The organism is Streptomyces sp. NPDC004629 (assembly GCF_042873595.1).
In the GTDB taxonomy this organism is placed as follows: Bacteria; Actinomycetota; Actinomycetes; order Streptomycetales; family Streptomycetaceae; genus Streptomyces.
Genome location: NZ_JBIALO010000012.1, coordinates 65761 through 87551 on the forward strand (window position 1 = coordinate 65761; position 21791 = coordinate 87551).

The 21791-nt window shown below is 73.8% G+C and carries 13 protein-coding genes and 1 tRNA gene; 8 read left to right on the forward strand and 6 right to left on the reverse strand.

Going from position 1 to position 21791, the window contains the following annotated elements:
• Positions 1-312: 312 nt before the first annotated feature.
• Positions 313-789 carry a hypothetical protein gene (locus ACFYTE_RS19895; RefSeq protein WP_388711767.1) on the forward strand — a complete coding sequence of 159 codons (477 nt, stop codon included), beginning with the start codon at positions 313-315 and terminating at the stop codon, positions 787-789.
• Here ACFYTE_RS19895 and ACFYTE_RS19900 read toward each other — a convergent pair.
• The 3 genes from ACFYTE_RS19900 to ACFYTE_RS19910 form a co-directional block, all read right to left on the reverse strand.
• The gene (locus tag ACFYTE_RS19900; protein ID WP_388711770.1) at positions 699-2840 is read right to left on the reverse strand and encodes an ATP-binding protein; all 2142 of its coding nucleotides are present in this window, start codon (positions 2838-2840) and stop codon (positions 699-701) included. The two genes, ACFYTE_RS19895 and ACFYTE_RS19900, sit on opposite strands and share 91 nt — an antisense overlap.
• 289 nt (positions 2841-3129) lie before the next feature.
• Entirely contained in the window at positions 3130-3396 is a 267-nt protein-coding gene (locus ACFYTE_RS19905; protein ID WP_388711773.1) for a hypothetical protein, read from the reverse strand.
• Positions 3397-3878: 482 nt separating this feature from the next.
• Positions 3879-3951 (reverse strand) — tRNA-Arg (locus tag ACFYTE_RS19910).
• Positions 3952-4271: 320 nt separating this feature from the next.
• Between ACFYTE_RS19910 and ACFYTE_RS19915 the strand changes: the two genes are divergently transcribed.
• The 7 genes from ACFYTE_RS19915 (at position 4272) to ACFYTE_RS19945 (ending at position 14398) form a co-directional block, all read left to right on the forward strand.
• Positions 4272-5879, forward strand: coding sequence for a dynamin family protein (locus ACFYTE_RS19915; protein ID WP_388711775.1), 1608 nt, complete (start codon positions 4272-4274; stop codon positions 5877-5879).
• A 3-nt stretch (positions 5880-5882) separates the two neighbouring features.
• Complete coding sequence (locus ACFYTE_RS19920) at positions 5883-8069, forward strand: GTPase (protein WP_388711778.1); 2187 nt, start codon at positions 5883-5885, stop codon at positions 8067-8069.
• Positions 8070-9102: 1033 nt separating this feature from the next.
• Positions 9103-9570, forward strand: a complete 468-nt coding sequence (locus ACFYTE_RS19925; RefSeq protein ID WP_388712260.1) for a single-stranded DNA-binding protein — start codon at positions 9103-9105, stop codon at positions 9568-9570.
• 335 nt (positions 9571-9905) lie between these two features.
• Entirely contained in the window at positions 9906-11276 is a 1371-nt protein-coding gene (locus ACFYTE_RS19930; RefSeq protein ID WP_388711781.1) for a Cys-Gln thioester bond-forming surface protein, read from the forward strand.
• 325 nt (positions 11277-11601) lie between these two features.
• Positions 11602-13266 carry an energy-dependent translational throttle protein EttA gene (gene ettA / locus ACFYTE_RS19935; protein WP_388711785.1) on the forward strand — a complete coding sequence of 555 codons (1665 nt, stop codon included), beginning with the start codon at positions 11602-11604 and terminating at the stop codon, positions 13264-13266.
• A 2-nt stretch (positions 13267-13268) separates the two neighbouring features.
• Positions 13269-13727 (forward strand): acyl-CoA thioesterase, encoded by a 459-nt coding sequence (locus tag ACFYTE_RS19940; RefSeq protein WP_388711788.1) that lies wholly within the window; start codon positions 13269-13271, stop codon positions 13725-13727.
• Complete coding sequence (locus ACFYTE_RS19945; RefSeq protein WP_388711791.1) at positions 13724-14398, forward strand: hypothetical protein; 675 nt, start codon at positions 13724-13726, stop codon at positions 14396-14398. The genes ACFYTE_RS19940 and ACFYTE_RS19945 overlap by 4 nt, the downstream gene beginning before the upstream one ends.
• 121 nt (positions 14399-14519) lie before the next feature.
• Here the strand turns inward: ACFYTE_RS19945 and ACFYTE_RS19950 are convergent, their stop codons facing one another.
• The 3 genes from ACFYTE_RS19950 to ACFYTE_RS19960 are packed head-to-tail and all read right to left on the reverse strand — an operon-like array spanning position 14520 to position 21685.
• A complete protein-coding gene (locus tag ACFYTE_RS19950) occupies positions 14520-15476 on the reverse strand; it encodes an ABC transporter ATP-binding protein (protein ID WP_388711794.1) in 957 nt (318 codons plus the stop codon).
• Between the two features lie 34 nt (positions 15477-15510).
• Positions 15511-18393 (reverse strand): FtsX-like permease family protein, encoded by a 2883-nt coding sequence (locus tag ACFYTE_RS19955; RefSeq protein ID WP_388711797.1) that lies wholly within the window; start codon positions 18391-18393, stop codon positions 15511-15513.
• 1 nt (position 18394) lies between these two features.
• Positions 18395-21685: an FtsX-like permease family protein gene (locus ACFYTE_RS19960; protein WP_388711800.1), complete on the reverse strand. Its 3291-nt coding sequence runs from the start codon at positions 21683-21685 to the stop codon at positions 18395-18397.
• Between the last annotated feature and the right edge of the window lie 106 nt (positions 21686-21791).

The window sequence follows — 21791 nt, forward strand, 5'->3', positions numbered from 1 at the left end:
GCGGGGTCCCGGATGGGGGTCTCCCGTTCGGTGGGGTCCGAGATGGGGGTTTCTCGTCCCGCGGGGTCCGAGGCGGGGATTTCCCACCCGGCGGGGTCCCGGACGGGGGTCTCTCGTCCCGCGGGGTCCGAGGCGGGGGTCTCCCACCCGGCGGGGTCCCGGACGGGGGTCTCCCGTTCCGCGGGCTCCGGGACGGGGGTCTCCCGTCCCGTGGGGTTCGAGGTGGGGGTCTCCCGGGCGGTGGTGTTCTGGGGCGTGGAGTCTCCCGGTTCGGTACGCGATTCTGGCAGGGGCCCGCTCCGGGTCCGTACCGTGCTGCTGAATCCGCACTCCTGGACCGGGACCGAGGCCGGGCCCGTGACCATGACCGTGGACGAGCATGTGCGCGTCTGCCTTCCGGCGGGCAAGCGCTGGCCGCCGCTGGGCGACGTCCTGGTCGGGCCCGGCGCGGGAGCGTCGAGCGCCGCCGAGACCGCGCTGTCCCACCCCGGCGCCCTGGTGGTGGCGGTGCACCACGGCCCCCGCTGCTGGCTGCGGCTCGGCCCGGACGGAGCCGCCCTGGAACTGGAAGCCCGTGGGCCCGGGTCCAGGCAGCCGGAGCAGACATGGGGGACGCTCGCCTCCCTGGCCCACGCCTGGCTGGTGGCCGGGCTGCCCGCCGCGGAGTTCGGGTCGGCCCGGCTGTGCCTCCTGCGTGGTCAGGTCTCGGACGCGCCGCCCGCCAACCGCCGCAGCCGGCGCCTCGCGGACTCCGCTTCCTCCGACTGCGCGCGGCCCACCGAGGAGTAGAGGTCCAGCGCCTCACGGTAACGGTCCCGTGCGGCGCGGGTCTGCCCGCGTCGCTCGGCGACCTCGGCCAGCCCCGCGACCGCACGGGCCATCTCGTAGTGCGCGGCCATGCCGCGCAGTGTCGCCAGCGCGGCGGCCAGCTCCTCGTCCGCCTGATCGAGTCGGTCCAGACGGAGGTGGGCGCGGCCGAGGAGCGTGGTCGCGCGGGCGGCGTTGTACGGATCGCCCGCGTCCCGGAGCGCGGTGTGAGCGGCACGGGCGTGCTGCACCGCCGCTTCGGGCTGCCCCGTGGACAGCGTGACATCGGCGAGGTTCAGCCGCGCCAGTGCCCCGGCCCGCCGGTCGCCGCACGCCGGCAGCTCCGCGGCGGCGCGCCGGAACAGGTCGGCGGCCTCGGCAGGACGGCCCAGCCGCTGGAGCGCGAGACCCCGGTAGTTCAGGGTGCGGGCCTGGCCGAGCCGGTCGCCGCGCCGCAGAAACAGTCGCGCCGCGCGTTCGAACATCTCCAGGGCGCGTCCGTGGTTCCCGGAGCCGAGCTGTCCGATCCCACCCGAGGTGAGCATCCGGCACTCCGCCGCCGTGTCCCCGAGTTCCGCTGCCGCCGCCAGCCCCTCGTCGTGCGCCGCGTGCCAGTCGTCGTAGAACTTGCGCCGCAGGAAGAGGGGCCACATCGCGTCGGCGAGCTGCCAGCCGACGGTCGGGAAGCCCGCGGAGCGGGACCGGCGGATCACCGCCATCAGACTGGGCAGCTCCCGCTCCAGCCAGTCCAGGGCCGCCTCGGCGTGGTCGCCCACGTCCGCGGTGACCACCGGCCCGGGGCCGTAGTCCCGGGCCATCGTGCGGTGCTGGGGGTCGATGATCTCCTCGGCGCGCGTGGCGCTCGCCAGATAGTGGTCGGCGATACGGCGCAGGATCCGCGCCCTCTCCTGCAAAGTCTCCTCTTCCCGCGCTTTCGCGGTGGCGTGCAGACGTACGAGATCGTGGAAGCGGTGGCGTCCCTCTCCGGCGTCGAAGAGCAGGCTCGCGTCGTGCAGCGTCTCCAGCAGCTCCGCCGCGTCCCATTCGCCGGCGAGGACCGCCTTTGCCACCGGACTGCCGAACTCCGCGGCGGGGTGCAGCCCCAAGCGCCGGTACAGCCGGGCGGCCGGGCGCGACAGGGCCCGGTACGACAGATCCAGGGCCGCGCGCACATCGTGGTCGCCGTCGATGGCCAACGCCTCCAGCCGGTCGTGTTCCTCGGTGAGGGCGCTGACCATCGTCGTGATCCGTCGCCCCGGCCGGGCGGCGAGCCGGGCGCCGGCGACCCGGACGGCCAGCGGCAGCCCGGCACACAGCTCGACCAAGGTGCGTGCGTCGTCGGGCTGTTCGGCCACCCGCCCGTCGGCCAGGGTGTCCGCGAGCAGTTCCACGGCGGCCTCGGGCGCGAGCGACTCCAGATGGACCGGAAAACAGCCGTCGACGGTCAGTCCCGGCAGCCGGTGGCGGCTGGTCACCGCCGTCACATTGCCGTTTCCGGGCAGCAGGGGGCGCACCTGGGCCGCGGTCGCCGCGTCGTCGAGCAGCACGACGAGGCGCAGGTCCGCGGTCAACGACCGGTACAGCGCGGTCCGTTCGGCGAGCGCCGAGGGCACCTGCTGCGCGGGGACCCCGAGGGCCCGCAGAAAGCGTCCCAGCACCTCTTCTGGGAGCGCCGGACCGCCCGGCGACTGGGCGCCCAGGTCCGCGTGCAGCTGGCCGCCCGGAAAGTGCGGGCGCAGGGTGTGCAGCCAGCGCAGCGCGAGGGCGGTCTTCCCGACCCCGCCAAGGCCGCTCACCGCGGTCAGCGCAGGCCGCTCCTCCCGCGCGGCACGGACCCGGAGCCGCTCCAGCGCCGCCAACTCCCCTGACCGGTCGACCATGTGCGCGGAGGGCGGCAACTGCCAGGGCGTCCGCCGGGCGGCGCCCGGCTCGGCGGCGATGTGAATGCCGCCGTACACCGCACCTGCCTGGACGGCCGCGCCGTGCACCGTGCCGCTCAACTCGTTCCGTGCCGAGAGCTCATGGCCCCGCACTGCTGCCCCCTAAGCCGCGGTAAGTACCGATTCCTCGGATGGAGCCTTTCCGTACACGTAGTCGATACCCATGCGCCCGGACAACAGCGCCGGGGGTTGGCCGAGCGAGGCACCGTCCTCAGGCATGTGGGAACATCCCGTCTCGGCCGTACGTCGGCTCCTGCGGCACCCCCGGTGGCGGTGACGAGCCCCCTCGTCCGGCCGCGCCTGCTGCGACGGCGGCGTGGGCCCCGACCGTGCGCTTTCTGCTCATGGCGCATCGCGCGGGGAGCGCTCGGATTCGGCCGAATCAGATGGCGTCGATCCGCCAGGCGATCACGCCGCTCGACCCGTTGGTGCTGTTGACGTCGATGCGCACGCGCTTGTTCACCGTGATGCGCCGCTGGATCACCGACTGGTCGCAGGGGACCGGTGTCCGTGTGCTCTCCGGTGTCACGGCGAGGCGCGCGCTGCCGCTGCCGAAGCAGACCAGGCTGAGCCGGTAGGTCCTGCCCGCGCTCAGGCCGGGCTCGGTGTGGATGCCGTCACTGACGCGCTCCGCGCCGGCTGCGACCATCTTCCCGTCCGGGAAGGCGGCCAGGGCTGCCTGAGCCTGCTCGGTGAGCTTCTGCTCGGACGGACCGGCGGACGTATGAGACGCGCTCGGCCCGGTTGAGGGCTGTATTTTCGCCGTTCTCGCCGTTCTCGCCGACTTGTCGCCTTCGCTGCCTGCCGTGCAAGCGGCGAGAAAGAAAACCGACGTGGTGAGAGCACATCCGATGAGCGAAGCCCGCGAGGCCAAGTGGGTCATGACGAAGTTCCCCCGTCCTTCCAGCCGCTCTTTCATGTACATTCAGCCGCATTTTCATGATTCGAACGGGTGTGCTGTTGTCGCCGTCTCGGGTCGAGCGGGCCGGGTGGCCGAAGCCACCGGGAGATCCAGGGGCTCGGGGTCGCTACGCCGATCCGGGGAATCGGCAAGGCGCTTGGTGCGATGCCGCTGCGCGGACTGGACATGAAAAGACCCTCTGTCCGAACAGTGAGGTCAGAAGGTGTTTGCGCCCCCGGCAGGACTCGAACCTGCGGCCAAGCGCTTAGAAGGCGCCTGCTCTATCCACTGAGCTACGGGGGCCGGTGTGGTGGCCTCGTTCGTGGTGCCCGATGCGGGCCCGATCCGTGACGTTGCCGGGGACAAGGATAGGGCTCCCGCATCCTGGCCCCTGTTGCTTCGCCTCCGTGGCTCGATGTGGAGGTTCGGTGAAGCGGTCCTGATAATCGCAGGCAGGTGCGAATCGTGCATCGCTTTTGGCGCATCGCGCACCGGGTGTTGTGCACTCGTTATGCCTGGGCTGGGCCCGCGTCCCAGTCATCCCTTCCGTCCGTTGTGTCCTGTCGGCACGCAGACAACGCCATATGCTTCAGAATTCCCCTAAAATTGGGCATTCTTCGCATGTGGTGACCTTGGACGTACGGCCTCAGCTGCTCGACGCACTCTCCGCCCTGCGCGACCGTGTCGCCGCCGCACGCTTTCCGCTGCCCCTGGCGGGGGCCCCACGCGCGCGTGCCAACCGCGACGAACTGCTCGCACAACTCGACGACTACCTGGTGCCCCGGTTGCGAAGCCCCGAAGCGCCCCTGCTGGCCGTCGTGGGCGGATCCACCGGGGCGGGCAAGTCGACGCTGGTCAACTCCCTCGTGGGGCGGCGGGTCAGCGAGGCGGGCGTGCTGCGGCCGACCACCCGGACCCCGGTCCTGGTGTGCCACCCGGAGGACCATCACTGGTTCAGCGGGATGAGGGTGCTGCCCGACCTCACGCGCGTGTGGGTGCCCCAGCAGGACCCGGGGGACGATCTGCTGCTCCCCGGCGAGGACCCCGCGCGCGTCCTGCGGATCGAGACGGCCGAGAGCCTGCCGCGCGGGCTCGCCCTCCTCGACGCCCCCGACATCGACTCCCTGGTCGCCGACAACCGCGTCCTCGCCGCCGCGCTGATCTGCGCCGCCGACATCTGGATCATGGTCACCACGGCCGCCCGGTACGCCGACGCCGTGCCCTGGCACCTGCTGCGCACCGCCAAGGAGTACGACGCCACCCTGGTGACCGTCCTCGACCGGGTGCCCCACCAGGTCGTCTCCGAGGTCTCCCGGCAGTACGGCGCCCTGCTCACCAAGGCCGGCCTCGGCGAGGTACCCCGCTTCACGGTGCCCGAACTGCCCGAGTCCGCCTGGGGCGGCGGCCTGCTGCCCGCCACCGCGGTGGCCCCCCTGTGGAACTGGCTCGCCCACCAGGCCCAGGACCCGGGCGCCCGGCAGCACATCATGGCGCGCACGGCGTACGGCGTCCTCGACTCGCTGAAGAAGCGGATGCCCGAACTGGCCGGCGCCGCCGCCGCCCAGTACGCGGCGGCGGTGCGGCTGGTCACCGCGGTCGACAGGGCGTACGAGACCGAGCACGCGCGCGTGCGTGGCCGGCTGAACTCCGGGACCGTGCTGGCCGGGGACGCGCTGAAACGCTGGCGCGCCTTCCCTCTCGACTGCACCGCCGCTGAACTGCTCGACGCCCTGGTGGGGAGCCTGGCCGCGCTGCTCCTGTGCGCCGTCACCGCCGCCGACGAGCGCGTCGACGAGGCCTGGCGGCGTGAGCCGGCCTCGACCGCCCCGGGGCTCGCCGAGCGCGATCCGTCGCTGGAGAGCGCCGAGCACCGGATCGGCCTCGCCGTACGGCGATGGCGGCGCGAGGTCGAGGAGTACGCCGAGGAGGAGGTGCGCGAGCTCGAACGGAGCGTCGTGCCCGACCCGGAGGTCGTCGCCGCCCTGACCGCCACCGTCGTACTGGGCGGTCGACGGGCACGGGCCGCCGGTGAGGGCCTTGCCGACCGCCTGGGCGCCCACCGCGCGACGCGGCTGCGCGAGCGCGCCGGAAACCTGCTGGCCGAGTACCTGGACCGGGTCATGCACAGCGAACGCGAGCGCCGTCTCGCCCCGCTCGACGTCCTCGATGTCCACCCCGAACCCCAGGCCGAACTCATCGCCGCCCTGTCCGTACTGCAGAAGGAGAGGTGACCGGTGACCGCCGTCACTGACCAGGACCACACGGAGCACACCGGCGATGCGGCCTCGCGGAAGGCCGCTCCGAGCGCCGAGAAGCCCGAGAACACCCCTTCTGCGGAGCCCGAAAACGCCGTCCCTGGAGCGGACGCGGCCGAGGCCGCTCCCTCCGAAGAGGGCGGCGAACCGGAGCAGGCCCGGGGACGGGACGCCGACTCCGGGGCCGGCGACGATGCCGGGCACGCGCGCGTGAGGGACGATCCTGGGGGGCACGTGCGTATGACCGACGAACCTGCGGGCCACGCGCGCATGACGGACGAGACGGCCGCCTCGGGGGCCGGGGAATCCGTAGGCGTCAGGGACTCTGCAGGCGTCAGGGGTGCGGCCCGTGGCGCGGACGCCACCCGTTCTCCGGACCCCATGAGCCCCGCGGGCTCCGTCGGCCCGGCTGACTCCACGGGCCCCGGCGGTTCCCCCGAGTCGGCGGAGGGCGCGGACTCCGCGGGTGCCTGGGACGACGGGCTCATCGCGCGGCGCGTGAACGAGACCGCCGACGCCGAGCAGCCCTCCCTGGTCGAGCCCCGCGCGTCGACCCCACAGGCCCCGGCGGCCCTGGCCTACGACGGCCCGCTGCGCTCGCGTCTGGACGCCCTGCGGGAACTGGTCGGGCTCTCCCGCACCCGGCTCGACAGCGGCACCCTCGCCGAGGCGGGCCGGGTCCTGGACGAGGCGGCGGCACGGCGCAAGCTCTCCGGGCAGCACACCGTCGTCGCCATCGCGGGCGCCACCGGCAGCGGCAAGTCCCAGTTGTTCAACACCCTCGCCGGGGTGACCATCTCGGAGACCGGGGTACGGCGGCCGACCACCGCCGCGCCCATCGCATGCAGTTGGAGCGACGGCGCGGCGACCCTCATCGACCGGCTGGGCATCCCGGGACGGCTGCGCAGGCGTCCGCTGCAGAGCCCGGAGGCCGAGGCGCAGCTACGGGGACTGGTCCTGATCGACCTGCCCGACCACGACTCGGCGGCCGTGCAGCACCGTGAGCAGGTGGACCGCATCCTCAAGCTCGTGGACGCGGTGATCTGGGTCGTCGATCCGGAGAAGTACGCGGACGCCGTCCTGCACGAGCGCTATCTGCGGCCCTTGGCGGGACACGCGGAGGTCATGTTCGTCGTCCTCAACCAGATCGACCGGCTCCCCGGTGAGGCCGCCCACCAGGTACTCGATGATCTGCGCCGGCTGCTGGACGAGGACGGGGTCGCCCTGGGCGAGCACGGCGAGCCGGGCGCGACCGTGCTCAGCCTGTCCGCGCTCACCGGCCAGGGCATCGCCGAACTGCGCGAGGTCCTCGGCCGGTTCGTCACCGAACGTGGCGCGCCGGCCCGTCGTATCTCGGCCGACGTGGACGCCGCCGCGGCGGGGCTGCGGCCCGTGTACGCCCTCGGGCGGCGCTCCGGGCTCGCCGAGGAGGCGCGGGAGGAGTTCTCCGCCCGGCTCGCGGACGCCGTGGGCGCCACGGCGGCGGGCGAGGCCGCCGAACGCGCCTGGCTGCGCAACGCCAACCGGGCCTGCGGGACGCCCTGGCTGCGGATGTGGCGCTGGTACCAGAAGCGGCTCGACGCGCCCACCGGGCGGCTGCTCGTGCGTACCCAGGCGGACGAGGAGGCCACGGCGCGGCAGCGCGTCGAGCAGGCGGTGCGCACGGTGTCGGACCGGGCGTCGGCGGGGCTGCCCGCGCCGTGGGCGCAGGCGGTGCGTGAGGCGGCCGTACGGGGCTCCCAGGGGCTGCCCGAGGCGCTGGACGAACTGGCGGTCCGGACCGGGCTGTCGCCGAGCAGGCCGCCGCGGCCTGGCTGGTGGCCGGCGGCCGTGCTGGTCCAGGCGGCCATGACCCTGCTCCAGATCGTGGGCGGGCTGTGGCTGGTCGGGCAGATCGTCGGGGTCATGGCGCCGAATCTGGGGGTGCCGGTGCTGCTGATGGTGGCCGGCATCGTGGGCGGGCCGCTCGTCGAGTGGAGCTGCCGGATGGCGGCGCGCGGGCCCGCACGGCGGTACGGGCAGGAGGCGGAACGCCGATTGCGCGAGGCCGCAGCGGGCTGCGGCCGGGCCCGGGTGCTGGACGCGCTGGCCGCGGAACTGCTGCGGTACCAGGAGGTACGCGAGCAGTACGGGCGAGTGACCCGGGCCTCGGCAGGGGCGGGCTAGCCCCACCGGCAAACCACCCACCCCGGCCTGTGGCCGCCGACCGACGCCTGCCGCCGCCTGTGGCCGCCCGCCGGTGCCTGCCGCTGCCTGTGGCCGTCCGCCGGTGCCTGTCGCCGCCTACCGGTGCCTGCTGACACCTTCCGCCGAGCCCGCTGCCCCGTCGAGCCCGCTGGCTGCCCGTTGCATACCGGTGCGCCGGTGCCTGCCCCTGCCAGTGGCCGCCGACCGGTACCTGCCGCCGCCGGTGCCTGCTCTGCCTGTGGCCGCTCGCCGCTGCCTGTTGCCGCCGGTGCCTGTCACCCCCCACCGCCGCCCGCAGGTGCCTGCCTACACCTCTCAACATCGGCCGCCGCGTGCCGACACCTCCCGATGCCTGCCGTCGACCGCCGCGGCGCGTCGGCAGGCGGCGGTCGCGGGTCGGTGCGGGGGATCGGGCCTCGCCGATAGGCCACCGACTCGGCGTCGCATCACCAGCGGGCCCGCGGCGCCCAGGCGTCCGCACACCCGTGGGGCAGCGGCATCGTGGTCCTGGGGCCCCGTGAGCCTGCGGCACCTCCTGCAGGCCTGGGGCCCCGCGAGCCCGCGGCACTGTATGCCTGGGGCCCCGCGAAGCGCACGGGCACCTGTGGGCCTGGAGCCCCGTGGGTGCGCGGCACCCGTGGGTCCGCGGTGCCTGTAGGCCCGGGGCACCGTGAGCCCGCGGAGCGTGTGGCACCCGTGAGCCCCCAACTACCGCGGATCCGGGCCGCGGCCCGGACCCCCGGCGGGCCCCGGCACCGTGAGCCCCCAACCCCCGCGAGCCCACAGCGCGGTGCCGTTCGTGGGTTGATCACTCGTTCGGGTGTGGGGGTTTTCCACAGGCGGCCGGTGGTCCACAGCGCCCAGCGGGCTCGGCCCGGCGGAGGCAGTGTGGGTCCCGCGGCGATCGCGACGCACGGAAGGCGTGCGGCCGACGCCGTGGACGCTGCCGTACGGGACGGGCCCGTACGCGTATCCGCCGGGCGTGAGCGACCGGGCGGGGGAGGGGTTCAAGATGAACGAGACGATGGTGTGCGTGGTGGGCAACGTGGCGACGCAGCCGGTGTACCGGGAGCCGGCGGCAGGTCCGTCGGCGCGGTTCCGGCTGGCTGTCACCTCGCGCTACTGGGACCGTGACAAGAGCGCCTGGGCCGACGGACACACCAACTTCTTCACGGTGTGGGCCAACCGCCAGCTCGCGGTCAACGCGGCGGCCTCGCTGAACGTGGGCGAGCCGGTCGTCGTGCAGGGCCGGCTGAAGGTGCGCACGGAGGTGCGCGAGGGGCAGCAGACCCGGGTCTCCGCGGACATCGACGCGGTGGCGATCGGCCACGACCTGGCCCGCGGCACGTCGGCCTTCCGACGGGCCGGCAAACCAGAACTGGCGGCGCCGCAGCGACCGGAGCCCAACTGGGAGACACCCCCGGAGGAGTCCGACGCGCCGCCCGCTCAACCGCCCTCGCAGACAGCAACCGTGACATGACGTCAGCCACGGCGAGGGACGAAGAGACCCCCACCACCGGGTGGATTTGTCGATAAGCCCTGCTCGCGGCGGGTCCTGGCGATAACGATTCCGAGTCGGATCAGCCGTCCGGCCATCTGACCGGCGAACCGGGTTGTGACTGATCTCTAGGATGCCGGGCGTAGCCCCAGGGGGCTGTTGATTCTGCCGGTGGGACCGCACACCCCCACGTCAACGGGTCCTGCTCGAAAGGGAATTCTGTGCTTGCTGCGTTCTCTCGGTTCTGTGGCACCTCCACGCCCGCGCGTCGGCGAGGCCCGTCACGGCTCGCCGCCGCGACACTGGTGACGGGGCTCATGGCGGCCGGCGCGCTGTCGGGCGCCGGGGTGGCCGCCGCCGGCGAGGAGGCACAGGGCCAGGGCGGAGCGACCGCCACGCTGGACGGCCTGAAGACATACGGAGAGGCCGTCATCCACGGGGACGGCGGCGACCTGAAGGTGGCGGCGGGCCTGTTCGAGATGTCCGTCGAGGGCGGCGGCATGCTGCAGACGTACTGCATCGACATGCACAACCCCACCCAGAAGGACGCCAAGTACCAGGAGACGCCCTGGAGCAGCACCTCGCTCGGCACCAACAAGAAAGCCGGCAAGATCCGTTGGATCCTTCAGAACTCCTATCCGCAGGTGAACGACCTCGCGGCACTGGCGAAGCGGGCGGGCGTCGGCGGCCTCACCGAGCAGGACGCCGCGGCCGGTACCCAGGTGGCCATCTGGCGCTACTCGGACGGCGCGGACGTCGACGCCGTCGGCGTGCGGGCCGAGAAGCTCGCCGACTACCTGGAGAAGAGCGCCCGTGACGCGGCGGAGCCACGGGCCTCGCTGACCCTGGACCCGCCCGCGGTCTCCGGCCACCCGGGCGAGCTGCTCGGCCCGGTGACGGTGCGCACCAACGCGCGGGACGTCACCGTCATCCCGCCGGCGGACGCCACCACCAGCGGCGTCCGGATCGTCGACAAGAACGGCAAGGTCGTCACGTCGGCGAAGAACGGCAGCAGACTGTACTTCGACGTCCCCGAGGACACCGCCGCGGCCACCGACGGGGCGGCCTCACCCGCGCCGGGCGGCGCGAGCGGGACCGCCGCGCTCACCGTCCAGGCCTCGACCACGGTGCCCGTGGGCCGCGCCTTCGCCTCCGAGAGCCGCAGCCAGACCCAGATCCTGGCCGGCTCCAGCGAGTCCACGGTCTCCGCGACCGCGAGCGCGGCCTGGGCGGAGAAGGGTCCGATACCCGCGCTGTCGGCCCGCAAGAACTGCGCCGCGAGCGGTGTGGACATCAGCGCCACCAACACCGGTGACAAGCCCTTCACCTTCGAGCTGATGGGAGGCGAGCACACCATCCCGGCGGGCACCTCGCGCACGGTGACCATCCCGCTCCAGGAGGACCAGCCCTACGACTTCACGATCACCGGGCCGAACGGCTTCTCGCAGCGTTTCACCGGCGTCCTCGACTGCAAGACCCAGGGCAGCGAGGCCGGCATCTCGACCCAGACGGTGGCCGAGCCCAGCCCGGCCACGGTGGGCGGCACCTCCGGCGGCACCACGAACCTGGCCGCGACCGGCGGCTACAGCGCGACCCCAGTGATCACGGGCGTGGCCATCGGCCTGGTGGTGATCGGCGGCGCGGTCCTGGTCCTGCTCCGCAGGAAAGAATCACCGACGGCCGACTGACCGCCACGGGCCGAGTCCGCCCCGCACGAGACGCCCCGCAACGAGCCGCACCGCACCTTGAAAACTCCACAGAGAGCGACTGGGAGGACCGACGCGGACGCGGACGCCGGCCCGGCACCGCCACCGGGTTGTGCAAGCGGGCCCCGCCCCGCCGGGCCGGACCGTCGGGGCAGCCGGGACGCGTGTCCCGGGACCGTGCCGGTGCCGTCGGCGAAATACCAGGTCAGCGGGGATCGGCTATACGCGTTTCCGCCCAGGGGCGGCCGTACGGCAAGATGGGCTGTATCTGCCCACTGCCAGATTTCAAGCTGCCGGACGGTTTCTCTTGGCTGAGTTCATTTACACCATGCGCAAGGCGCGCAAAGCGCACGGCGACAAGGTGATCCTCGACGACGTCACCCTGAACTTCCTGCCGGGTGCCAAGATCGGCGTCGTCGGCCCGAACGGTGCCGGTAAGTCGACCGTGCTGAAGATCATGGCGGGACTGGAGCAGCCGTCCAACGGCGACGCGTTCCTCTCGCCCGGATACACCGTGGGCATCCTGCTCCAGGAACCCCCGCTGGACGAGAGCAAGACGGTCCTGGAGAACGTCCAGGACGGCGTCGCCGAGATCAAGGGCAAGCTCGACCGGTTCAACGAGATCGCCGAGCTGATGGCGACCGACTACTCGGACGCGCTGCTGGAGGAGATGGGCAAGCTCCAGGAGGAGCTGGACCACGCCAATGCCTGGGACCTCGACGCCCAGCTGGAGCAGGCCATGGACGCCCTGGGCTGCCCGCCCGGTGACTGGCCCGTCACCAACCTCTCCGGTGGTGAGAAGCGCCGCGTCGCGCTCTGCAAGCTCCTCCTGGAGGCCCCCGATCTGCTCCTCCTCGACGAGCCCACCAACCACCTCGACGCCGAGTCGGTGAACTGGCTGGAGCAGCACCTGGCCAAGTACGACGGGACCGTCGTGGCCGTCACCCACGACCGGTACTTCCTCGACAACGTCGCCGGCTGGATCTGCGAGGTCGACCGCGGCCGGCTGCACGGCTACGAGGGCAACTACTCCAAGTACCTGGAGACCAAGGCCGCCCGCCTCAGGGTCGAGGGCCAGAAGGACGCCAAGCGGCAGAAGCGCCTCAAGGACGAGCTGGAGTGGGTGCGCTCCAACGCCAAGGGCCGGCAGGCCAAGTCCAAGGCGCGTCTGGCCCGCTACGAGGAGATGGCCGCCGAGGCCGAGAAGATGCGGAAGCTGGACTTCGAGGAGATCCAGATCCCGCCGGGCCCCCGCCTGGGCAACGTGGTCGTCGAGGTCAGCGACCTCGGCAAGGGCTTCGGTGACAAGGTCCTGATCGACGGCCTGTCCTTCACCCTCCCGCGCAACGGCATCGTCGGTGTCATCGGCCCCAACGGTGCCGGCAAGACCACCCTGTTCAAGATGATCCAGGGACTGGAGACGCCGGACTCCGGTGACATCAAGGTCGGCGAAACCGTCAAGATCTCCTACGTCGACCAGGGCCGCGCCAACATCGACCCGAAGAAGTCGCTCTGGGAGGTCGTGTCCGACGGGCTCGACTACATCAACGTCGGTCAGGTCGAGATGCCGTCCCGCGCCTATGTCTCCGCGTTCGGCTTCAAGGGCCCGGACCAGCAGAAGCCGGCCGGTATCCTCTCCGGCGGCGAGCGCAACCGGCTCAACCTGGCGCTGACCCTCAAGCAGGGCGGCAACCTGCTGCTCCTCGACGAGCCCACCAACGACCTCGACGTCGAGACCCTCTCCAGCCTGGAGAACGCCCTGCTGGAGTTCCCTGGCTGCGCCGTCGTCGTCTCCCACGACCGCTGGTTCCTGGACCGTGTCGCCACGCACATCCTCGCCTACGAGGGTGAGTCGAAGTGGTTCTGGTTCGAGGGCAACTTCGAGTCGTACGAGAAGAACAAGATCGAACGGCTCGGCCCGGACGCCGCGCGTCCGCACCGCGCCACCTACAAGAAGCTGACCCGGGGCTGACCTTGCGGCACATCTACCGCTGCCCGCTGCGCTGGGCGGACATGGACGCGTACGGCCACGTCAACAACGTGGTCTTCCTTCGCTACCTGGAAGAAGCCCGTATCGACTTCCTGTTCCGCCCGGACAAGGATTTCCAGCAGGGTTCCGTGGTGGCGCGCCATGAGATCGACTACAAGCGGCAGCTCGTCCACCGGCACGAGCCCGTGGACGTCGAGCTGTGGGTCACGGAGACCAGGGCGGCGTCCTTCACCCTGGCCTACGAGGTGAAGGACGGCGAGGAGATCTACGTCCGCGCCTCGACGGTGATCGTGCCGTACGACTTCGAGGCGCAGCGCCCGCGCCGGATCACCGCCGAGGAACGAGAGTTCCTGCGGGAGTACATGGATGACGCCGCCGAGGACGAGGGCAAGGACAAGGGCACGAACGAAGACAAGAACGAGGAGGAGGCCGTCGCCGCATGACGGTGCTCCACCTGGCCGACGACGGGGAGGCGGCGGATCTCGCGGCCTTCCTGTCCCGGCTGCTCCACTACGACCGTGGGGCCGCGGTGCGGCTGCAGGCGGCGGGGACGGCCCTCGCCGTGTTCGGCCGTCCGCCGTCCTTCGAGGTGCTGGCGATCCGCACGGTGCGGCTGGCCAAGCCCTACGAGAACGGGCTGGACGTCACCCTCGACGTGACCGTGTCCGCCGGTGAGCTGCTGGAGTCCGTGGACGAGTCGGCGGTCACCGCCCCCGTCCCCGCGGCGGTGACCGGACCCCCGTGGGCGGGGGTGCTGCCGCCGCGCGGCGGCTGGCGCCCGGAGACGGGCCTGCCCGCGCCGGACGCGCTGCGCACGCTGGTCGCCGCGGCCGTCGCCGAGTTCCGTGCCCGTTCGGGGGAACTGGCGCCGCAGCGGCGGACCCGGGCGGAGCTGGACCGGATCGGGCGGGACATCTGGTCCCGTACGGTCGCCGGGACCCCGCTCCCGGTACGGGCCGTGCACGCGGCGCAGTCCCTCGGGTTCCTGCGGCGCCGGGGTGCCGTGGAGGCCGGGCTGTTCTCGTCCGGGCCCTGGCTCAGGCTGCGTACGCCGTACGGGTCGGTCGCCGTGCGGCAGACGGGCCTGGGAGCGCTGGACGTCAGCGTGCGCTGACCTCTCCGGCGAAGTCCGTTGCGATGCGACGGCGTCCTGAAAGGGCGCGGGGAACTGCGTGTCCAGCCACGACGGTGCCGCGGACGAGCGACGGCACAGCGCGGTACTTCCGGCGCAGCGCTCAGCGGTCCTGGCTGTCGTCGGGCCACACGCCGATGTGGTCCGGTTCCAGTTCCAGGGCGACCCGGTCGCGCATGCCCAGGGCCTGCGTGTACTCGGCGGGGAGCTGGAGGCGGCCGGCGCGGTCCAGCATGGCGTACTCCCGGGCGACCACCGTCTCATGGCCCGTGGCCGAGTCGATCTCGCTGCGGCGCAGGACCTCCGTGGAGGTGCGGCCGTCCCGGATGGCGACCGTGCGGCGGACCTCGGCGGCCACCGCCTGGTCGTGCGTGACGATGACGATGGTGGTGCCCAGCCGTTCGTTCGCGGTGCGGAAGGCGTCGAAGACCTGCGCGGCGGTGTGGGAGTCGAGTTCGCCGGTGGGTTCGTCGGCGAGCAGGACGGCGGGCGAGTTGGCGAGTGCCACCGCGATGGCGACGCGCTGCTGCTGGCCGCCGGACATCTGCTGCGGACGGCGGTCGCGGCAGTCGGCGACCTCCAGCAACTCCAGTAGTTCCAGGGCGCGTTCCGTGCGGGCGCGGCGGCGCAGACGGGTGCCGGACAGGCTCAGTGGGAGGGCGACGTTCTGGGCGGCGGTCAGATAGGGCAGCAGATTGCGGGAGGTCTGCTGCCAGACGAAGCCGACGACGTCGCGACGGTAGACGAGGCGGTCCTTGGCGGTCATGGTGAGCAGGTCACGGCCGGCGACCCGGGCCGCCCCCGCGGTGGGGGTGTCCAGGCCGGCGAGGATGTTCATGAGCGTGGACTTGCCGCTGCCCGAGGCGCCGACCAGGGCCATCAGCTCCCCCTCGCGGACCAGCAGGTCGAGGCCCTGGAGGGCCTGGACCTCGACGCCGTCCGTGGAGAAGATCCGGACGACCCGGTCGCAGGTGATCAGGGCGTCGTGGCCGTAGGCCGGGCGGTTGCGGGCCTCGGTGACCCGGTTCGCCAGCTCGGTGAGGGTGGGGTTGGTGGTCATCGCGTCTCCCGCACGGTTGACAGGCTGGCTCGGCTCATCGCGCATCCCCCGCCCTCAGTTCCCGCACCGACCCGCGTCTCCCGGCCCACCAGGCCTGCACGCCGGCCACCCCGACCGCCGTCACCAGCACGATGATCGCGGGCACGGTCAGCGCCAGCGGGTCCGTGTACAGCTCGGTCCTGCCGACCGATGTGCCGGCCGAGGGGAGGGCGACGGCGGTCAGATCGACCCCGGGGGACAGCAGCCGGATCGCCGCCCAGCCGGTCAGCGCGCCGCCGGCCGCGGCGAGCAGGGCCTGGGGCAGGGACTCCAGGACGAGCAGGCGGCGGGCCTGCGCCCGGGTCAGGCCCATGGTGCGCAGACGTGCGAGGAGCGCGGCGCGTTCCGGGGCGGCGCGCAGCAGGGCGAGGAGCAGGGCCAGTACGGCATAGCCGGCGCCGGCCGCCACCGCCGCCGTGTAGACGTGCTCGGCACCGGTCTGCAGGGGCGGGTCGGCGTAGCGTGCCCGCTCCTGTGCGCGGACGCGCACGCCCGCCGTGGGGCCCGCCGTCCGGTTCAGTGCCCCCGCGTCCACGTGGTGGCCCGTCACCAGCAGGGCCGTCGTGCGGGCCGCGGCGGCGCTGAGCCCGGCGCGGTCCACCACGAGGAAGCCGTCGCCGGTCACGGCCGGGGTGCGGTTACGGACGACGGTGATCCGGACGGAGACCGTGCTGCCGTCCTCCAGCCGTACCGGGAAGGGGCGGCGGGTGCCGTACGCCTTCGCGACGGACGGCGATGCCAGGGCGGGCAGCGGCCCGTCGGCCGAGGGACGCTTGAGCCGGTCGGCATCGAAGGCGCCGAGGCCCGTACGGGCCGCCAGCGCCCCGTATTCGGTCGGATCCACCCCTGCCAGCGGTACCGGGGTCTGCTCGTCGTGCGGTTTGGCCTGGTAGCCGATGCTCGCTTCGGTGACCGCGCGTACTCCGGACACGTCGCGTACCCGGTCGGCGAGGTCCGACGGCAGCGGGCCCTCGGACTCCACGCGGGCGTCCGCGCCGACGGCCAGCAGGGCGACCCGGTCGCGGGCCTCGTTCACGCCCGCCAGCACGGAGCCGCCGAACGCCGCCGTGGTGAGCGCGGTCAGCAGCGCCAGCAGGGGCAGCACCGCCGAGACCGAGGTGCGGCCCGCGCGGGCCAGGGACAGGAAGCCCACCGCGCCGCGCAGCCGTCCGGCCGGGCTGGCCAGCCGGCGCAGCAGGAACGGCAGGAGCCGGACCAGCACCAGCGCCGCGATCACCCCCACCAGCACCGGTGCGACCGACACCAGTTGATCGCCGGAGGGGCCGTCCGCGGACGAACTCGACGTCCCGCGCCTGCGCAGCGACTCCACCGCCGCCGCGGCCAGGACGAGCAGCGTCAGTTCCGCGACCGTGCGCCGCCGGGACGGGCGCGTCGTCACCATGTCCTCGCGTGGTCCGGCGACGCGTACGGAGCGGTGGGCGAGCGCGGCGCGCACCGGGAGCGCGGTGCAGGCGATGACGGTGACCGCCAGGGCGGCGGCGACCGCGTACGAGGTACGGCCCTCGGGGACCACGAGGAGCGCGGCGGCGAGGCCGAGTGCACCGGCCGGTACGGCGACCGCCGCCGTCTCCGCGCACAGCCGCCCGGCGAGGCCGGTCAGGGAGGCGCCGCGGGCGCGCAGCAGGGCGGCCTCGGCACGGCGCCGGTCGGCGGCGAGCGCGCCCGCCAGGAGGAGGACCACGGCGGCGACCGTCGCGGTGCCGATGGCGGCGACGGCGACCAGGGGCGCGGTGCCCGCGCGCAGCTGGGAGAAGGAGATCAGGACGCCGTCGAGGCCGGTGGTCACGCTTGTGCCGGGGCCGGTGAGGGCGCGGGCCTCCTGGAGGCCGGGGCCCGACTCCAGGGTGGCGACGGCGGACTTCAGACGGTCGAGGTCACTGGCGTGGAGGCGGTGCGGGTCGGGGGCCAGGGACCAGTAGAGCAGCGGGTCCCCGTCGGTGCCCAGGAGGGCGGGGGCGGCTTCGGGAGCCAGCAGCAGCGCGCCGAGCCAGTACCAGGAGCGGTCGGGGCCCCCGGTGGGCAGGGCCACCAGGCTCGGGGTGCGCAGCAGGGGGCGGGTCGACCAGTAGGCGCCGGCCGCCTCGCGGGGGGTGACGATGCCGGTGACCCGGACGGCGAGCGGGGCCCGGCCCACGGCCGGCACATGGATGACCGAACCCACCTTGATGTGCAGGCTCTTGGCCGTGGCGGCGGTGACGGCGGCCTCCACCACGGGGGTTGTCGTGCCCACCGTGCCGGACGTGCGCGGCAGGCGGCCCTCGCGCACGGTCGCATGGTCGGCGAGGCCGTGCTGCGCGACCAGGGCGACCCGGGCGGGCACGCCGCTCGGGCGGGGGATCCAGGGGTCGGGCACCTCCGGGTTCTTGCTCAGGGTCACGCCGTACGCGGACTGCGCGCGGTCGGGGGCCAGCGCTTCGGGGACGGTGTCGAACAGCTTCTCGTACCGCTCTCGCAGGGCGCCGGGCAGCAGGGGCGCCGCCAGTTCCTCGGGGGACGGTGCGCCGGCGATCTGGGGCGAGGTGATCTGCACGCTGGTGCTCTCCGGGCGGGCCTGCTGCAAGGAGCGCCGCAGCCCCGCGTCCTCGTACCGGTCGACCGCGCGCGGGAAGGCGGCTGCCAGGCACGCGGTCAGCGCGACCAGTAGGGCGAGCGCGAGCGCGGCGAGCGGCGCGGCCCGCAACCGGGTGCGCACCCAAGGAGCGACCACGGACGACGCCTTGCCGCTCCCGGAGGGCTCCTTGTTCCCCAGAGCCACATCGTCCCCCGCAGCCGCACTGTGCTCGGAAGCCGCACTGTGCTCAGCAGCCACACCATGCTCGGAGGCCGCACCGTGCTCGGAGTTGTGTTCGGAGTGCATCTCATTCACCTCCCTGGTCACGCAGCGAGGTCGCCGGGTCGGCGCGGCGCAGGGCCAGCGCGGCCGTGACGAGCAGCGGCGTCGCGGCGACCGCGGCCAGCAGCAACGCCACGCGTCCCGGGGGCAGTTCGACCAGCAGGCTCGGCACCGGCCGGGTGGCCTCGGCGGTCAGGACGATCAGCGGGAGGACGGCCCGGGTCAGTACGGTGCCCAGGGCGACGCCCACGACCAGGGCCAGGGCCACCAGGACGCTCTGCTCGGCGGCGATCGTCCGGGCCAGTTGCCGGCGCGGGGCCCCCAGGGCGCGCAGCACCGCGAACTCGGCTCCCCGCTCCTGCAGCGACCCGGCCGCGCTCACCGCGAACCCGACCGCGGCCAGCGCGGCAGCCACCACGGCCGCCGCCGCGAAGGCGGCCTCCGGCCCGGCCCCGAACGGATCGTCGCGCAGCTCGGCGGCGATCTCGGCGCGCACCACGACCTGTCCCGGGTCGACGTCCGGCAGTGCCCGCACCGCGGCGGCCACCGAGGCCGCGTCGCCCGGCGCGGTCCGCAGCCACCACTCGGTGGGCGTGACGCTCTCGCCGTACCGCGCCTGCAACGCCCGGTTCACGGACCGCAGATCGAGCAGGAGGGCGCCCCCGTCACGCTCGGCGGAATCCGCCGGGTCGGCCGTGGTGGGCAGCGCCCGCACGGACCGTACGATCCGCACCGGCAGGCTCTGCCCGGCGAGCGTCACCTGCACCCGCTGCCCCTCGCGGGCGCCCGCCGACGTCAGGAAGCGGTCGGTCGCCAGCGCGGTGACCTCGGGCACCCTGGGCTGCGCCACCTGGAGCCCGATCGTCACGGTGGCGATCGACCAGCGGGTCCGGTCAGGGGTGTAGCCGGTGCCGTAGTCGACGGTCAGCGGCTCGGTGCCGGTCACCCGCGGGCGGGGCGGGCGGGTCGCCGCGTTGGTGGAGGCGGTGGCTCCGATGCTCACCGAGGCGGTCCAGGCGGCCGACAGGGACACCGGCCGCGTCCGCCCGTCACTGCCGACGGCGGTCAGCCCGGAGACGGTCAGGCGGTGCCGTTCGGCCTGTCCGGCGGGCTGGGCCATGTCGAGTTGGAGCCCGGTGAGCGTGATCGGGCCGGGCGCGGCGTCGAGTTCGAGGGCCAGGGTGTGCGGGCGGCCGTCGGCGGGCAGCCGGCCGAACGGGAGCCGGTAGGGAACGCCGTACTGGTCCACGAGGGTGGCCGTCACATCCATCGTGGTCTGAGAACCGGGGGAGCCGGCCACGGTCGCCCGCAGGCGCAGTCCGGTGGTGTCCGCGGGGATCCGGGCTCCGGCCGGGGAGCCTTCGGGCGTCAGCCCGGCCAGCAGCGGCCGGACCGGCTCGGGGGCCAGGTCGTCGCGCATCAGGACGGTGCCGGCCGCGTGCGCCGTGTCCAGCGCGAGCACGGTCGCGGTCCGGTCGCCGGACATCGGCTGCTCGGTGCGTACGGCGGGGGCGGCCTCGCGCACACGGGGGAGGTGCGCGTAGGTCTCGGTGCGGCCGAGCCCGCCGTCACCGGCGCCCAGCACCCGCACCGGCACGCCGGCCCGGAAGTCGGCCTGGTCGTCCTGCGAGCGGTTCCAGGAGGCGCCCTGCCCGATCGCCAGCATGCCGAGCGCGATGGCGAGGACCAGCAGCAGCACCGGGCCCGCGCCGCGCATCGGGCGGCGGCTGAGCTGCCAGCCCGCCAGGGCCGCCGGCAGCCCCCGCCCGGCCGTCGCCCGGCGTTCCGCGAGCCGGGCCACCGGCGGCAGCAGCCGCAGCGTCAGCACCGTGCCGGCCAGCAGCGCGAGGGCGGGCGCCGCGACCAGCAGCGGGTCGATGCCGAGGCCGCCGGAGGCGTCGGTGCCGACGGCACCGGAGGTGTGCCGGCTCAACTGCCAGTACGCCACCCCGGCCACCACCAGCAGGCCGATGTCCGCACCGGCCCGCACCGGGCCGGGCAGCGCGCCGCGGCGGACGCGGGCCCAGCCCCGGCCGGCGGGTTCCGCGCCGGTCCGTGCGCCGTCGCCGCCGTCCGTCAGCGCGGGTACCGTCACCGCAAGCGCGCAGCCCAGCGCCACGCAGCACGCCACCAGCCACACGCCGGCCCGGCCGCCCGCGGGCGCGTCCAGATGCAGCCCGATCCTGGCCAGCGCGCCCTGCCCGGCGAGCAGCCGGGTGAGCGGACCCGCCAGCAGCGGTGCGCAGATCGCCGCGGGCACCGCGAGCAGCAGGGCCTCCGCGGCGGCGAGGCCGGCGAGCCGGAGGCGCGAGCCGCCGCGCGAGCGCAGCAGCCGGGTCTCGCCCGCGCGTTCGGCGCTCAGCAGCCGGGCCACGAGCAGCAGCGCGTAACCGGCGAGCAGCACCAGTTGGAGGGCGACGATCAGCAGGGTGGACCGGGAGACGAGCAGAGCACGGTCGATGCGGTCCAGGGTGTCCGGGAGCGAGGTGGTCGAGGACGTCACCCCGCTCAGCCCGTGCGGTCCGCGCAGCGCCGCGCTGCCCGCCCGCGCCGCCGTGCGCAGCGCGTCGATCCGGTCCGTCGTCAGCGAGCTGAAGTCGGCCGTGGCCTGCCAGGCGGACGGGCCGGCGCTCACCGCCTGGCCGTCGAGGACGGCGGGGTCGGCGAGCAGCGGTCCGTACGTGGTGAAGGCCGACGTCCTGACACCGCGGCCGAGCAGGTCGTCCAACTGCCAGTAGGGCGCGGTGGCCGTCGCGGGCCGGTACAGCCCGGTGACGCGGACGTGCGCCGGCGGGCCGCCGAGCCGGTCGGCGAGGGTGAGCCGGTCGCCGGCGCGCAGATCGAGGAGCCGGGCGGAGGACTGGGGCAGCGCCACCTCGATCTCACCGGAGGTCCGCCGCGGGAGCCGCCCGGAGACCAGGCGGACCTGGGTGCGGTCGAGCGCCGCGAGGTAGGTCAGGTCCGGGTCGCCGGCGCGGTCGGCCGGGGACTGCACGGAGCGGGGCAGGGCGTACGGCCCCGAGCGGACCAGCGTTCGTACCGTGACCGGCAGCCCGTCGAAGGTCTTCTCGGCCGCCTTCCGCACGGTCGCGTCGGCGGCGGTGCGCCGGTCCGCGGGCACGTCGGCCTTGACGATCAGCGTGGTGTCGGCGGCGGTGCGCGGGTCGTCCAGGGAGTGGCGCAGGGCGGCGTCGCCGATCGCGCCGGAGTAAGCGGTGAGGGTGGCCAGCACCGCCGTGGTGAGCACCACGGTGAGCAGAGCGGCGGCGAGCAGCAGGCGGTGCGCCCGCGCACGCAGAACGACGAACCCCGTCACCCGGCCCCCGTGTAGTCCGTTCCTTCGGTACAACTTCGGCGATGCTGTCAGAGGAGAGCCGGTCGGGTAAGCGGTTGTGAACAGGGCTTGACCGGATTGTGATCGG

Excerpts from the sequence above, each read along its gene's own strand:
- ACFYTE_RS19950 (WP_388711794.1), bottom strand. The coding sequence starts at position 15,476 with ATGACCACCAACCCCACCCTCACCGAGCTGGCGAACCGGGTCACCGAG.
- ACFYTE_RS19930 (WP_388711781.1), top strand. The coding sequence starts at position 9,906 with ATGGCGGCCGGCGCGCTGTCGGGCGCCGGGGTGGCCGCCGCCGGCGAG.
- ACFYTE_RS19905 (WP_388711773.1), bottom strand. The coding sequence starts at position 3,396 with ATGGTCGCAGCCGGCGCGGAGCGCGTCAGTGACGGCATCCACACCGAG.
- ACFYTE_RS19955 (WP_388711797.1), bottom strand. The coding sequence starts at position 18,393 with ATGCACTCCGAACACAACTCCGAGCACGGTGCGGCCTCCGAGCATGGT.
- ACFYTE_RS19925 (WP_388712260.1), top strand. The coding sequence starts at position 9,103 with ATGAACGAGACGATGGTGTGCGTGGTGGGCAACGTGGCGACGCAGCCG.
- ACFYTE_RS19945 (WP_388711791.1), top strand. The coding sequence starts at position 13,724 with ATGACGGTGCTCCACCTGGCCGACGACGGGGAGGCGGCGGATCTCGCG.